Source organism: uncultured Paracoccus sp. (genome assembly GCF_937873615.1).
Classification (GTDB): Bacteria; Pseudomonadota; Alphaproteobacteria; order Rhodobacterales; family Rhodobacteraceae; genus Paracoccus.
In genome coordinates, this window is record NZ_CALMYP010000004.1 from 105,417 (window position 1) to 120,523 (window position 15,107).

Annotated in this window: 13 protein-coding genes; 12 read left to right on the plus strand and 1 reads right to left on the minus strand. The window is 63.4% G+C overall.

Annotated features, from left to right (window positions below):
- The first annotated feature begins 158 nt into the window (after window positions 1–158).
- The 11 genes from Q0330_RS01400 (at window position 159) to iolB (ending at window position 11,783) form a co-directional block, all read left to right on the plus strand.
- On the plus strand, window positions 159–1,103 hold the full coding sequence (locus tag Q0330_RS01400) for a sugar ABC transporter substrate-binding protein (RefSeq protein WP_299473232.1): 945 nt from the start codon (window positions 159–161) through the stop codon (window positions 1,101–1,103).
- An 89-nt stretch (window positions 1,104–1,192) separates the two neighbouring features.
- The gene (locus Q0330_RS01405) at window positions 1,193–2,269 is read left to right on the plus strand and encodes an ABC transporter permease (protein WP_299473235.1); all 1,077 of its coding nucleotides are present in this window, start codon (window positions 1,193–1,195) and stop codon (window positions 2,267–2,269) included.
- A 67-nt stretch (window positions 2,270–2,336) separates the two neighbouring features.
- Window positions 2,337–3,110: an ATP-binding cassette domain-containing protein gene (locus Q0330_RS01410; RefSeq protein ID WP_366518280.1), complete on the plus strand. Its 774-nt coding sequence runs from the start codon at window positions 2,337–2,339 to the stop codon at window positions 3,108–3,110.
- A gap of 186 nt (window positions 3,111–3,296) precedes the next feature.
- Entirely contained in the window at window positions 3,297–4,196 is a 900-nt protein-coding gene (locus tag Q0330_RS01415) for a sugar phosphate isomerase/epimerase (protein WP_299473241.1), read from the plus strand.
- Window positions 4,197–4,206: 10 nt separating this feature from the next.
- Complete coding sequence (locus tag Q0330_RS01420; protein WP_299473244.1) at window positions 4,207–5,214, plus strand: Gfo/Idh/MocA family oxidoreductase; 1,008 nt, start codon at window positions 4,207–4,209, stop codon at window positions 5,212–5,214.
- An 8-nt stretch (window positions 5,215–5,222) separates the two neighbouring features.
- Entirely contained in the window at window positions 5,223–6,011 is a 789-nt protein-coding gene (locus tag Q0330_RS01425) for a TIM barrel protein (protein WP_299473247.1), read from the plus strand.
- Window positions 6,008–7,918, plus strand: a complete 1,911-nt coding sequence (gene iolC / locus Q0330_RS01430; protein WP_299473250.1) for a 5-dehydro-2-deoxygluconokinase — start codon at window positions 6,008–6,010, stop codon at window positions 7,916–7,918. Before Q0330_RS01425 ends, iolC begins: the two co-directional genes overlap by 4 nt.
- A 105-nt stretch (window positions 7,919–8,023) precedes the next feature.
- Window positions 8,024–9,859, plus strand: coding sequence for a 3D-(3,5/4)-trihydroxycyclohexane-1,2-dione acylhydrolase (decyclizing) (gene iolD / locus Q0330_RS01435; protein ID WP_299473253.1), 1,836 nt, complete (start codon window positions 8,024–8,026; stop codon window positions 9,857–9,859).
- Between the two features lie 7 nt (window positions 9,860–9,866).
- A complete protein-coding gene (gene iolE, locus Q0330_RS01440; RefSeq protein WP_299473256.1) occupies window positions 9,867–10,775 on the plus strand; it encodes a myo-inosose-2 dehydratase in 909 nt (302 codons plus the stop codon).
- Entirely contained in the window at window positions 10,772–10,984 is a 213-nt protein-coding gene (locus Q0330_RS01445) for a DUF3329 domain-containing protein (RefSeq protein ID WP_299473259.1), read from the plus strand. Before iolE ends, Q0330_RS01445 begins: the two co-directional genes overlap by 4 nt.
- Window positions 10,985–10,988: 4 nt before the next feature.
- Window positions 10,989–11,783 carry a 5-deoxy-glucuronate isomerase gene (iolB, locus tag Q0330_RS01450; protein WP_299473262.1) on the plus strand — a complete coding sequence of 265 codons (795 nt, stop codon included), beginning with the start codon at window positions 10,989–10,991 and terminating at the stop codon, window positions 11,781–11,783.
- Window positions 11,784–11,886: 103 nt separating this feature from the next.
- Here the strand turns inward: iolB and Q0330_RS01455 are convergent, their stop codons facing one another.
- Window positions 11,887–14,121 carry a Hint domain-containing protein gene (locus Q0330_RS01455; protein ID WP_299473265.1) on the minus strand — a complete coding sequence of 745 codons (2,235 nt, stop codon included), beginning with the start codon at window positions 14,119–14,121 and terminating at the stop codon, window positions 11,887–11,889.
- A 605-nt stretch (window positions 14,122–14,726) separates the two neighbouring features.
- Between Q0330_RS01455 and Q0330_RS01460 the strand changes: the two genes are divergently transcribed.
- A complete protein-coding gene (locus tag Q0330_RS01460) occupies window positions 14,727–15,053 on the plus strand; it encodes a hypothetical protein (protein ID WP_299473268.1) in 327 nt (108 codons plus the stop codon).
- Window positions 15,054–15,107: the final 54 nt, after the last annotated feature.

Genomic DNA, 15,107 nt, shown 5'->3' on the forward strand with positions numbered 1-15,107 from the left:
CCGCTGACCCAAATCGGGAATCTTGAGGCGTCGGCACGGGTAAGGAGGCCCGGCCGCGATCTGTTCAAAGTCGCAGCACCAACACCGCTTTCGGGCGGGTGGTTTGGCTTGGTCAAGCGATACCTGCGACGCTGAATGCGTCGCGCTAGGAGGAGAGAATGAAGAAGATTTTGCTGTCGACCGCTCTGGTCGCGGGTCTCGCCGGGGGCGCAAGCGCCGAGAATGTCGGCGTCAGCATGGCGCTGTTCGACGACAACTTCCTGACCGTGCTGCGCAACGGCATTCAGGACCTGGCGAAGGGCATGGACGATGTCGATGTCCAGGTCGAGGATGCCCAGAACGATGTGGCCAAGCAGCTTGACCAGATCAACAACTTCATCGCCTCGGGCGTCGATGCGATCATCGTGAACCCGGTAGATACCTCGGCCACGCAGGCGATGACCGACGCGGCTTCGGCGGCGGGCGTGCCGCTGGTCTTCGTGAACCGCCAGCCGACCAATGTCGACACGCTGCCCGATGGTCAGGCCTTCGTCGCCTCGGACGAGCGCGAATCCGGCACGCTGGAAACCGTTCAGGTCTGCGATCTGCTGGCTGCCGCCGGCAAGACCGAGGCCAATGTCTATGTCCTGATGGGCGAGCTGTCGAACCAGGCGGCGGTGCAGCGCACGGCCGATATCCACGATGTCATCGACGGCGGCAAATGCGCGGTCACGCTGAACATCATCGACGAGCAGACCGCCAACTGGCAGCGCAACGAGGCGCAGGACCTGATGACCAACTGGCTGTCCACCGGCGCGCCTTTCGACGCCGTGATCTCGAACAATGACGAGATGGCCATCGGCGCGATCCAGGCGATGAAGGCGGCGGGCATCAGCATGGAGGATGTCGTCGTCGGCGGCATCGACGCCACCCAGGACGCGCTTCTGGCCATGGCCGCCGGAGAGCTTGACGTGACCGTGTTCCAGGACGCGGCGGGGCAGGGTTCGGGCGCGCTGGATGCGGCGCTGAAACTGGCCCGGGGCGAGGCCGTCGAGCAGAAGGTCTATGTGCCCTTCAAGCTGGTGACGCCCGAGAACATGGCCGAGTTCTCTCACAGCAACTGAGGCGAAGGCCTTGGCAAGTGGCCGGGCGGCGTATTGTCCCGCCCGGCACAACCGGCAGACCTGCCGCGTCCCCTTGGAGGTTTTGAACCATGTCAGATAGTTCGCACGGTGTCGGCGGGCTGAGCTTCGACACGTCGAAGCGCGCCCTTCCGGCGGAAGCCGGTGTCGCCATCGCACTCGTTCTGATCGTCGTCGCATTCGAGCTGCTCGGACGGTTGCTGATGCATGACAGCTTTCTGTTCAACACGCGTGAGAATGTTCCGGGCATCTTCAACCAGGCGCGGCTTCAGATCATCATTCTTCAGGTGTCCATTATCGGCATCATCGCCATCGGCGTGACCCAGGTCATCATCACCGGCGGCATCGACCTGAGCTCCGGCTCCATCGTCGGCATGACCGCCATGATCGCCATGAGCTTCGCCCAGGTGGGTCAGGTCAACGGCATGGACAATACCCGCGCGGTCTTCTTCGACCGGGGCTGGGTCGATCTGCCGGTCATCGTTCCGATCGTCGTTGGTCTGGTCTGCGGGATTGCCGCCGGGCTGATCAACGGGCTGTTCATCGCCTATACCAGGATCCCGCCCTTCATCGCGACGCTGGGGATGATGGTCTCGGCGCGCGGCGTGGCGAAATGGTGGACGGCGGGGCAGCCGGTCTCGTTCCCGACCGAAAGCTATGCCGCCATCGGCGCAGGGATGCGCCCGGTCATCATCTTCATCTGCCTGGCGATCCTGTTTCACCTGATCCTGAAATACACCGTCTATGGCAAGCATACCTATGCCATCGGCTCGAACGAGGCCGCCGCGCGCATGTCGGGCATCAATGTCGCCCGCCACAAGGTGCTGGTCTATACCATCGCAGGCCTTCTGGCCGGCATCGCCGCCATCGTGCTGAGCGCCAAGAACCTGACCGCGCAGGCCGGCATGGGGATGATGTACGAACTCGACGCCATCGCCATGGCGGTGATCGGGGGGATCTCGCTCTCGGGGGGACGCGGCACCATCCTCGGGACCGTGCTGGGGGCGCTGATCTTCGGGGTCATCATCTCGGGTTTCACCTTCCTGAGGCTGGACGCCTATTACCAGGAAATGGTCAAGGGCGCGATCATCGTCGGCGCCGTGGTGCTGGACCAATGGCGGCAGAGCCGCTCGTCCACAAGGTCGTAAGGGGGACATCATGGCTAGCGATCTGCAAACCAATATCTCGGGTGCGACTGCGCACCATTCCGAAACCGTGCCGGGCGATGTGATCCTGCGCACCGAGGGCCTGACCAAGCATTACGGCGGCGTGCATGCGCTGGTGGACTGCAATTTCGAGATCCGCAAGGGCGAGCATGTGGCGATCATGGGCGATAACGGGGCCGGGAAATCGACCTTCGTGCGCCAGATCACCGCGGTCGAGCAGCGGACCTCGGGCAAGGTCTGGTTCAACGGCGAATATGTCGAGTTCGACGGCCCGCTGGCCGCGCGTGAAGCCGGGATCGAGACGGTGTTCCAGACCCTTGCGCTGGCCGATCACCTCGATGTGCCGGACAACCTGTTCCTCGGGCGGGAATTGCGCAAGTTCAACCTCGGGCCGTTCTCGATCCTCGATTACAAGGCCATGCACAAGGCGACCCGCGACGGGCTGGAAAAGACCGGGGTGAAGATCCCCAATATCCGCAACACCATCCAGAACATGTCGGGCGGTCAGCGCCAATGCGTCGCCATCGCCCGCACCGCGACCTTCCATTCCAAGCTGACCATCATGGACGAACCCACGGCGGCGCTTGGCGTGCAGGAGACCGCGCAGGTCGAGAACATCATCCGGGCACTGAAGGAACAGGGCGAGCCCCTGATCCTGATCAGCCACAACATGCGGCAGGTCATGGATCTGTGCGACCGGATCGTGGTCTGGCGGCGCGGGCGCATCTGCGCCAACCTGCGCAAGGAAGACACCGATGGCGAGGATGTCGTGGCCTATATCACCGGCGCCAAGACCCAGCCCGAATACGATACGGCGGCATAGGAGAGGATCATGCGGAAACTTCTGACCATCCCGGCGCTTCTGGTTCTGTCCGCCGCGCCGGCATTTGCCGAAACCCGCGACAACATGGCCGATTACCAATAGGCGCGGACCCCCGCGCCGATCCCCCGATTTCCTGCGGTGCCGCCACCGCACCGGCCCTGCTGTGCCGGATGAAAGGACAGACCGATGAAAATCGCCCTCGACCCGTTCATGCATCGTCATCTGACGCTGAAACAACTGCCGTCCAAAGTGGCCGAACTGGGCTATGAGTGGATCGAACTTTCCCCCCGCGCCGATTTCCTCGAATGGTTCAAGGCGCCGCGCGTGTTCCCCGACCGGGTGAAATCCTTCAAGCGCGCTTTGTCTGACGCCAATGTCGGCATCGCCACGCTTCTGCCCATGTATCGCTGGGCCTCGAATGACGAGGATGAGCGTCAGGCCGCCGTCCGCCACTGGAAACGCGCCATCGAGATCGCGGTCGAGATGGGCGTGGACACCATGAACTCCGAATTCGGGCGCGGCCCGCATCCCGACAAGGGCACCTGTTATTGCTGCCATACGGGCAGCATGATCGAGGCCTGCGAGGATGCCTGGTGGCGGTCGATGGAGGAACTGGTGCCGATCCTGGAGCGCGAAGGCATCAACCTGCATATCGAACCGCATCCCGAGGATTGGACCGAGACCCTGCAGCCCTCGGTGGACCTGATCCGCACGGTGAATTCGAAGCGCGTCAAATTCCTCTATTGCACGCCGCATACCTTCTATTTCGGCGATGACACGGTGGCGATGCTGCGCGAATGCGCGGACGTGCTGGCCCATGTCCACATTGCCGATACGTTCAACCACAAGGCCAGCAGCGGGTTGCGCTATATCATCAACCCGCCCGGATCGCAGGCGCGCGTCCACCAACACCTGAATATCGGGCAGGGCGAGGTGCCCTGGGACGATTTCTATCGCACGCTGGCCGAGATCGGCTTCGACGGCATCATGACCGCCTGCGTCTTTGCGTGGGAGGAAAAGGCCGACGAGAGCGGGAAATTCATGCGCGGCGAGATGCAGCGCCTGATCGACAGATATTTCAAGTGAGGCAGGAAAAATGACCGTCAGAATTGGCGTTATCGGCACCGGCATGATCGGCCGGGATCATACAAGGCGCATCAGCCAGGTGCTTTCCGGGGCCGAGGTGGTCGCGCTCAGCGATTACAGCCCCGAGGCCGCGCGCAAGGTGCAGGCCGAACTGGTCCCCGGGGCAAAGGTCCATGACAAGGGCGAAGACTTGATCGCCGCACCCGATGTGGATGCGGTTCTGGTCTGCTCGACCGGCGCAACCCATGAACCTTACGTTCTGGCCGCCATCGCCGCCGGCAAGCCGGTCTTCTGCGAAAAGCCGCTGGCGACCACGGCGGCGGGCGCGCTGCGCATCGTTCAGGCCGAGGTCGCGCATGGCAGCCGGCTGGTGCAGGTCGGCTTCATGCGCCGCTATGACGCCGGTTACCGGATGCTGAAACAGGTCGTAGACAATGACATCGGCACGCCCTTGATGGTCCATGCGGCACACCGGAACCCGACCGTGCCTGACGCCTATCACACCCCCATGGCCATCCATGACACCCTGATCCACGAAATCGACGTGCTGCGCTGGCTGCTCGACGACGATTACGTCTCGGCTCAGGTGGTGTTTCCGCGCAAGTCCAGCCACGCGCATCAGAACCTGCGCGACCCGCAGATGGTGCTGCTGGAGACGCGGAAGGGCATCCGCATAGATGTCGAGATCTTCGTGAACTGCCGTTACGGCTATGACATCCAGTGTCAGGTCGTGGGCGAGGAGGGGCTGGCCAACCTGCCCGAGCCGATGGCGATCACGCTGCGCAAGCAGGCCCGCCTCCAGAACGCCATCATGACCGACTGGAAGGACCGCTTCATCGACAGCTACGATGTCGAACTGGCCGATTTCATCAGGGCCGCCGCTGCCGGCACCGCCGCCGGTCCGTCCAGCTGGGACGGCTATGTCGCGGCCATCACCTCGGATGCCTGCGTCGCCGCGCAGGAAAGCGGCCTGATCACCCCCATCACTCTGCCGGACCGCCCGGCGCTCTACGACTGAGGTCCGCAATGCGCTTCGCCATCAACCATATCTCGGCCCCGAAGCTGCCGCTGGCGGAATTCTTCGCCATGTGCCGCCGCCTCGGCGTGGCGGAGGTCGAGATCCGCAACGACATCCCCGATGTTCTGGGAACCATGACCCCGCAGGCCGTGCGCGCCGAGGCCGAGGCGCAGGGCATCGCCATCCTGTCGATCAACGCGCTTTATCCGTTCAACCTCTGGTCCGGCGATCTGCCCGACCGGGCCCGGCGCATGGCCGATTACGCGGCCGAGGCAGGGGTGAAATCGCTGGTCATGTGCCCGCTGAACGATGGCACCCGGGTGCCGCATTCCGCCGTGGTCGAGGCGCTTGATGCGATGAAGCCGATCCTGAAGGCGCATGGGCTGGTCGGGCTGGTCGAACCGCTCGGCTTCCCGATCAGTTCGCTTCGGACCAAGGCCGAGGCCATCGCCGCCATCACCGAGGCCGGCGATGACGGCACTTACAGGTTGATGCACGACACCTTCCATCACCATCTTGCGGGCGAGGCGGAATTCTATCCGAACCGCACCGGGCTGGTGCATGTCTCGGGCGTGACCGATCCTGCATTGGCGGTCGGGGACATGCTGGACGCGCATCGGGTGCTGGTCGATACCGAGGATCGTTTGAATAATATTTTGCAAATCAAGGCCTTGCTTGCTGCCGGTTATAATGGTCCCTTCTCCTTCGAGCCTTTCGCGACCGAGGTGCATGACGCGCCTGACCCCGAGGCGGCGTTGCGGGAGAGTATGGATTACATTCGGGAGGCAGTCGCATGAAACCCTTGGACCTTATCACGATCGGGCGTTCCAGCGTTGATCTGTATGGCGACCAGATTGGCGGTCGGTTGGAGGACATGGGGTCGTTCAGCAAGTATATCGGCGGGTCTCCGACGAACATTGCCTGCGGGACGGCTCGGCTTGGGTTGCGGTCGGCGGTGATTACGGGTGTCGGCGACGAGCATATGGGTCGCTTCATCCGCGAGCAGCTTTTGCGCGAGGGGGTGGATGTCCGGGGGGTGAAGACGGACCCGGAGCGGCTGACGGCGCTGGTTCTGCTGGGGATTCGCGACGAGGACAGTTTCCCGCTGATCTTCTATCGCGAGAATTGCGCCGATATGGGGCTGACCGAGGAGGATATCGACGAGGGCTTCATTGCCGAGGCGCGCAGCGTGCTGGCGACGGGGACGCATCTCAGCCACTCCCGGACGCGGGCGGCGGTGTTGAAGGCGCTGGAACTGGCGCGGAAGCACGGGGCGAAGACGGCGCTCGATATCGACTACCGACCGAACCTCTGGGGCGTGGCCGGGCATGGCGAGGGCGAAAGCCGCTTCGTCGAAAGCGCCAAGGTCACGGCGGAACTGCAGGCGACGCTGCATCTGTTCGATCTGATCGTCGGGACCGAGGAAGAGTTTCATATCGCCGGGGGCACCACCGACACGGTTCAGGCGCTGCGCAATGTGCGGGCGGTCTCGGGGGCAACGCTGGTCTGCAAGCGGGGGGCCAAGGGGGCGGTGGCCTTTGAAGGCGCGATCCCGGACAGTCTGGATGACGGCGAGAGCGGGCCGGGCTTCCCGATTGAGGTGTTCAATGTGCTGGGCGCGGGCGACGGGTTCTTCTCGGGGCTGATGAAGGGCTGGCTGGATGGGGCGGATTGGCCCACGGCGCTGGCCTACGCCAATGCCTGCGGGGCTTTTGCCGTCAGCCGGCATGGTTGCACGCCGGCCTATCCCTCTCTGGCCGAACTGGAATTTTTCCTCAAGCGCGGGGTCAAGCGCCCGGATCTGAGGAACGATGCGGAACTGGAGCAGATCCACTGGGCCACCAACCGGCAGGGCCGCATGGGCGGCGACTGGTCGACGATGCGGGTTTTCGCCTTCGATCACCGGATGCAGTTGGAGGAGATGGCGGGCTATACGCCCGAGAAGGGCGGGGCGTTCAAAGAGCTTTGTCTGACTGCCGCGCGGCAGGTGGCGGATGGGCGGAACGGCTATGGCATCCTCTGCGACAACCGGATCGGGCGGGCGGCGCTGCATGCGGCCAGCGGCTCGGGCCTGTGGATCGGGCGGCCCTGCGAATGGCCGGGCTCGCGGCCCCTGACGCTGGAGCCGGAACTGGGCGCGGATTGCGGCGGGCTGCAATCCTGGGCGCGTGAGGATGTGGTAAAAGTGCTGTGCTTCTGCCATCCCGATGACGATGCTTTGATGCGGGCGGATCAGGAGGCGACGGTCAAGCGCCTGTTCGAGGCCGCGCGGCGCAACGGGCTGGATTTCCTGTTGGAGATCATCCCGTCGAAACTCGGGCCGGTGGACGACATGACCACCGCGACCCTGATCCGGCGCTGGTATGAGATCGGGGTTTACCCAGATTGGTGGAAGCTGGAGCCGATGCAGACGGCGGCCGCCTGGGCCAATGCCATCGCCGCCATCGAGGATCACGACAAGCATACGCGCGGGATCGTGGTTCTGGGGCTGGATGCGCCCGAGGCGGAACTGGCGGCGAGCTTTGCGGTCGCGGCGGCTTTCCCGCTGGTGCGCGGCTTCGCGGTCGGGCGGACCATCTTCGGCGATGCGGCGCGGGGCTGGATGAAGGGCGAGATGAGCGACGAAGACGCGGTGGCGCTGATGGCGGAACGTTACGCCCGGCTCTGCGGCATCTGGGATGAGGCGCGGGCGAAGGCGGCGTGAAGAAGGGTGAGGGGCGCTGCCCCTCCTGGCCGTGCCGGCCAGTTCACCCCGAGCTATTTGAACACCAAAGACGAAAGGGCCGGGGCAGCCCGGCGAGGAGAGGCGATGAGCGGGACGATCCGGTTGACGGCGGCGCAGGCGATGGTGCGCTGGCTGAGCGTGCAGATGAATGAGGGCGGCGAGCGCTTCATCGAAGGGGTCTGGGCGATCTTCGGGCATGGCAATGTGGCCGGGATTGGCGAGGCCTTGCACGGGATCGGGGATGCCCTGCCGACCTGGCGCGGGCAGAACGAGCAGTCCATGGCCCATGCCGCCATTGCCTATGCCAAGGGGCAGGGGCGCAGGCGGGCGCAGGCGGTGACCACTTCCATCGGGCCGGGCTCGACCAATGTAGTGACGGCGGCGGCCTTGGCGCATGTGAACCGGCTGCCGCTGCTGATTATCGCAGGCGATGTGTTTGCCAACCGCCGGCCCGACCCGGTGCTGCAGCAGGTCGAGGATTTCGACGATGGCACGGTCAGCGCCAATGACTGTTTCCGGCCCGTGGTGCGTTACTTCGACCGGATCACCCGGCCCGAGCATCTGCTGACGGCGCTGCCCCGCGCCATGCGGGTGATGACGGATCCGGCCAGTTGCGGGCCCGCCTGTCTGGCCTTCTGTCAGGATGTGCAGGCGGAGGCCCATGACTGGCCGGAAGCCTTCTTCGCGCCGCGCGTCTGGCGCATTCGCCGCCCGGCCCCGGATGCGGCGGAATTGGTGGAAGTTGCGGGGCTGATCCGGGGCGCGCAGCGCCCGGTGATCGTGGCCGGGGGCGGGGTGATCTATTCCGGGGCCGAGGCGGCCTTGGCGGATTTTGCCACGCGCCACAATATCGCGGTGATCGAGACGCAGGCCGGCAAGTCCTCGCTGGCGCAGGCCCATGCGATGAACTTCGGCGCGGCGGGCGTCGATGGCGCGGCTTCGGCGAATGCGGTGGCGGGCAGGGCCGATCTGGTGATCGGGATCGGGACGCGGCTGCAGGATTTCACCACCGGCTCACGCACGCTGTTTCCGGCGGCAAAACTGGTCAGCCTGAATGTGCAGCCCTATGACGCGGCGAAGCATGGCGGGGTCTCTCTGGTCGCCGATGCGAAGGTGGGCATCAAGGCGCTGACAGCGGAACTGGGTGACTGGCGGGCCGGGGGTGCGGATCCGGCGATCCGGGAGGCCTGGCTCAAGGCCGTCGATGCGCATTGTGCGGCTCCCACGGGCAATGAACTCCCGACAGATGCGCAGGTGATCGGGGCGGTGCAGCGGGCGACGGGCGAAGACGCCATTGCCATGTGCGCGGCCGGGACCATGCCGGGGGCCTTGAAACTGCTCTGGCAGCCCTCGCAGGGCGGTTATCACATGGAATACGGCTATAGCTGCATGGGTTATGAGGTCGCCGGGGCCATGGGCCTGAAGCTGGCCCGGCCAGACCGCGAGGTGATCTGCTTCGTCGGCGATGGCAGCTATATGATGGCGAACTCGGAACTGGCGACGGCGGTGATGCGGCGCGTGCCGTTCACCGTGGTTCTGACCGACAACCGGGGCTATGGCTGCATCAACCGTCTGCAGGCGGGCACGGGTGGGGCCGCGTTCAACAACATGTACAAGGACAGCAATGTCGAGGTGCAGCCGCAGATCGACTTTGTCGCCCATGCGGCCTCCATGGGTGCCCATGCGGTGAAGGCCGAGAGCATCGCCGATCTGGAGGCCGGGATTGCCGCCGCCCGGACCCGCGACATCCCGACCGTGATCGTGATCGACACCACGGCCCAGCCCGGCCCCGGCGACGGGCTGGAAGGGGCGGGGCATTTCTGGGACGTGGCCGTGCCGGAAGTGGGCGAGACCGCAAAGCTGCGCGCCGCCTATGCCGACTACCTGACCAATATCGCGCGACAGGCGCTTGTGAACTGAGGCTGACATGATCCTTTACGGCACCAATCCCATCGCCTGGGCCAATGACGACGACCAAAGCATCGGCGCCGATATCCCGACCGAACAGATCCTGCGCGAGGCCGGTCGCGAGATCGGCTTCGACGGGATCGAGAACGGCCATCGCTGGCCCGACGATCCCGAGGCACTGAAAGCGCTGCTCGGGGGATACGGGCTGCGCTTCATCTCGGGCTGGTATTCGACGGAACTGCTGACGCGCAGCGTCGAGGACGAGATCGCCGCCGTGCAGCCGCATCTGGCCAAACTCAAGGCCAATGATTGCAAGGTCTGCATCGCCTGCGAGTGCTCGAATACCGTGCATGGCAGCCCCGATATTCCGGTCAACGACCGGCCCCGGCTCTCGGCGGCAGAGATGGCCGAATTCGGCGCGAAGATGGAGGCTTTCGCGGCCTATCTGGCGGGGCAGGGCATCCGGCTTGCCTATCATCACCACATGGGCACGGTGGTCGAATCCCCCGAGGAGATCGACGCCTTCATGGCCGCGACCGGCCCGGCCACGCATCTTCTGTTCGATGCCGGTCATTGCACCTTCGGCGGCGGCGACCCGGTGGCGGTGCTGAGAAAACACGCGCCCCGCATCGCCCATTTCCACGCCAAGAACATCCGCCGCCCCATAACCGAGCGGGTCCGGGCCGAGAACATGTCCTTCCTGCAGGGCGTCTTGGCCGGGGCCTTTACCGTGCCGGGCGATCCCGAGGGGGCCATCGATTTCGTGCCCCTGCTGCGCATCCTCGCCGATCACGACTATGACGGCTGGCTGGTGATCGAGGCCGAGCAGGATCCCGCCGTCAGGAACCCGCTGCAATACCAGTCGCTCGGGCTGAAATCGCTGAAAGCGGCGGCCATCAAGGCCGGGCTGGACCGGGGCGCGGCATGAAGCTTTTCGATCTGCAGCAGGAGGTTTACCGGCCGCTCTGGCTCAGGGTGGCGATTACCGTCGCCTGCCTCGGCTGGGCGGCGGTCGAGTTCGCCTCGGGCGCGCCCTTCTGGGGGGTGCTGTTCGCTGCCATCGGCGCCTATGCCGGACACCAGTTCTTCATCGCCTTCGACCCGAAAGCGCCGGATGAGCGCGACGGAAAGGAATAGACCCATGTCCCATCTGCTGAAAAAACCCTTCGGAGCCCATGGCAAGGTCCATCAGATCACGCCCGAAAGCGCCGGCTGGCGATATGTGGGTTTTTCGCTTTATCGCCTGCGGGCGGGCGAGGTGGCGGCAGAGGCCACCGGCGGTAATGAGGTCATTCTGGTCATGGTCGAGGGCAAGGCGCGCATTCAGGCAGCCGGTCAGGACTGGGGCGAGCTTGGGGACCGCATGGATGTCTTCGAGAAGACCCCGCCGCATTGCCTCTATGTCCCGAACGGGCAGGACTGGCAGGCCGAGGCGACCACCGATTGCGTGATCGCTGTCTGCGCCGCGCCGGGAATGGGCGGTCATGCGGCCCGCAGGATCGGCCCCGAGGGCATCACCCTGACCCAACGCGGCGAGGGCAGCAATACCCGCTGGATCAACAATATCGCCATGGAGGCCGAGGATTATGCCGACAGCCTGCTGGTCACCGAAGTCTTCACCCCCGCCGGCAACTGGTCGAGCTATCCTTCCCACCGCCATGACGAGGACGACTTCCCGCGCATCACCTATCTGGAGGAGACCTATTACCACCGGCTGAACCCCAAGACCGGCTGGGCGGTGCAACGGGTCTATACCGATGACGGCTCGCTCGACGAGGTGATGGCGGTGAAGGATGGCGACGTGACCTGCGTCCCGCGCGGCCACCACCCCTGCGGTGCGCCCCATGGGTTCGAGCTTTATTACCTCAACGTCATGGCCGGACCCCGCCGTAACTGGCGCTTCGTCCCGGCACCGGAGGTCGAACATCTGTTCTGAGGGAGAACCAGAAGGATCGACCCGCCGTAGCCGATCTTGTGAAAGCCGAGATCGGCCTCCGGCAGGAATTTCTTCAATTTGTGGAGCCCAAGGGCAGGACCCGCTAGGATTCGAAGAACATCTGGCAATTGTCATGATGGCGCGCAGCCAGCCTGTGGGCTTGATGGCCGCCCGCAAATTCTCGGCACTTGAAGGACACATAGTCTATGTCCATCAATTCCGGGAACAGCGTAATGATTTCGTGGCGGGCCTTTGCGCTTACCGATTTCAGGGCCTCTGGTCCTGTATACATGCTTTCCGTGACAGCATTATTGGAGAATACCAATTCATGCTTGTCAAAGAGGATATGAAAATACTGTGTGCTCTTGAGGTCATTGGCAATGGCAATGGCCCCACCATTCAAAAGATGCTTGGCCGCAATCAGCACTTCATTTCTGTTGAACATGCGCCTGGCAATTTTCGACCTGATCAGGATACGGTGCTGCGGCGAAACAATGAGATCGTGCAACGGTATATTGTTTCCCAATGCGCCGGCGGGAATGCGTATTGGTCGAAGATTGTCATTCTCGCGAAGCGTTTCCTCGGAAACATGCGTGGCGCCAATCCAGCGGATCGGTTGATAGCCACTGTCCATGGTCAGGATCATGTCGCCCTGGTGCAGCGTTTCGATGGGGCGCTCACCATGTTCTGTCATGATCATTGTGCCACGGGTGAAGCAGGTGACGCGCGTATTGTCGGCTGTCAGGTCCGAACCTGTGACGGAAGCCCCTCCGTTCTGAAGTGTCAGGTCGATCCCGCTGATAATGGACGAATAATCCGTGCCGTTGATGATGCCGTCCAGCTTGCCGTCTTCCGCATCCGCCTTGAGCATGTTGAGGTTGCCGCCGAACTCGTCGATGCCGAGGGCGTTGACCTCGGCCAGGGTGGTGTCGTTATAGAAGCCGGACAGATCGATGTAGTCGTTGTTCGAGGTGTCGCCGTCATCGAGCGCGCCGGTATTGCCGGTATTGAAGTCCGTTATCGTATCCGCGCCGTCGCCGGCGGCGTAGGAGAACTGGTCGTTTCCGTCCCCGCCGGTGATGCTGTCCGCGCCGGTTCCGCCGGTAATGCTGTCGTCCTCGGTGCCGCCATCGATCGTATCGGCCCCCATCCCGCCATAAACGGTGTCATTGTCCGCGCCGCCCGAAATCGAATCGTCATGGCCGGGAATGAGGGCTTCACCGTTGATCGAGATATAGTCGGGATCGGAAGCATCCACCACGTCGGCACCGGTGGGCGAGAGGGTGGTGCCCGGGGGCGGAACCGCGCCGATCGGCAGCAGGATCTGCCCGTTCTCATAGCTGACATCGCCGGCGTCGGTGGATGCATCATAGCCGTCGATGGCGCCGCTGCGATCCCGGTCGACGTCGATGACGATCATCTTGTAGGTAATGCCGTCGCTGCCCAGGAACTCCGTCTCATGGTCGGCAGAGTAACTGTAAAGGACGCCGTTGATTTCGACCATCTGATCGCTGTCAGCGGGAGTTTCATCCGTGACATTGTCGCCGCCGAGGCCGGGGTCGTTGTCGACAAAGCGAATATCGACGGGGGCGCCGCTGACTTCGATTGTCGCCGTCGTTGGGGAGGTTTCCAGATCCCCTGCGGTCATTTCGAAATTGAAATCGCGGACGTATCCCTGAATCACATAGTCCGAGGCATCGGCAGGAATTTCCTCGACATAGTCGCCATAAATCAGGTCGCCTCCGGCACCCGCTTCGATGGTATCGCCGCCGCCTTCGCCCAGGATGACGTCGTTCTGACCGGCGCCCTCGTTCACCCCGTCGTTGTCGTCGTCGACATAGCCCGCGCCAATGACCTCTCCGGCGCTGGTTCCGTCCACCTGTCCGGCGAGATCCGACCAATAGGGCTCTGACGGAAAATCGCCGACATCGTCATTCACGGACGCGTCGACCTCCAGCACCTGATAGGTGGCATTCGGGTCGAGAACCTGTTCAGACACATATCCCGATGTGCCGCCGCTGACATTGTGAATCTGATAAACGTTGAACGTATTGGTCCCATCGGTCACCTTATAGGCGGCCTCGAATTCGAACGTATCAGACTGGTTGCCTGTATTTCCCCAGAACTGCGCGCCGTCGAGGGTTCCCGACAGGTCCTGATCGAAATCTTCGGGCGGGAAATCGCTGGGCCGGGTATCAACCGTATCCTCGGTGTCGATATCGTCCTTGAACGCCAGCGGATCGGGCGTTCCTGTTACCGTGAATGTATTTCCGACCGAGACCGGAAGCGAACTCAGATCGGTCGTACTCCAGACCAGCACATCCTTTTGAATGCCCATTGAAGGTTCCTCCGATAGCAATTTTCGGTCGGGCCAATAGATTATCGTCAGAATGACATTCTAGATTTGTTTTCGTGAATTCCGGGCTACAATATCCATGGGACATGCTATGGAATTGTAGCCGTTATCGGGGCTGCGAATGGTTCTGGCCCCTTTCCTGTTCCGGGATCGCGGTTCTGCGAACACCGTCTGCGGGTGATTGACGCGATGGCCCCGAGGGGCGCAGTCTTCTGTTGGCGCAGGGGTGCGAATCGGCATAAGCAGATACGTGAACAATTGTTCATAAAACGGGAGGGATCATGTTCACCCACGGCATGGAATTCGATCCGGGCGCGGATATCGGCGCTCTGCGCGCGATGGTGCATCGCTAGATCTTCACCGTGTATTACCGAAACCAGAAAGTGCTGCGCGAGGTCGGTCTGTTCAAGACCGCCGGGCGGCGGCTGAAAATCGAGGACCGGCGTGCGCTATGTGCGCCGGCTTGTTCCGGGCGCGCCGGAATGAACCTCGTGCTTTGACTGACGCTGAGTCGCGCATTGCCCCCCGCAACCTCCCGATCTGACCTGATCACATATTGCCTGGCCTTCGCCGCAGGATGCGTTGCGATGGTGGCTGTCCTGTCGTTGATCGGGGGCGTGGCGCTCACCTGGGCCGATCCGGGCGATCCGATGGGGCTGTTCATCCTGCTGATCGGCCCGGTATCGGGTCTGGCGGTGTTCCAACGCCTGTTTCGCCGGACCGGACGATGGAAGGGGATCGGGTTCTGGCTGGTCGCCCCGCTGGCGATGGCGGCGGTGGTGCTTTTGCTGCGGCCTTTTCTGGCATTGTTCGACCCCGCCGCGATGCCGCTATGGCTTGTTCTGGTCCTGCCGGTTCTGGCGCTCTTTCTGCTCGGGGTTGCGATCCTTCTGATCTGGTCTGCGGACGATTGACGCAATGGCCCCGAGGGGCGCAGTCTTCTGTTGACGCGGCGGGGTCGGATCGCG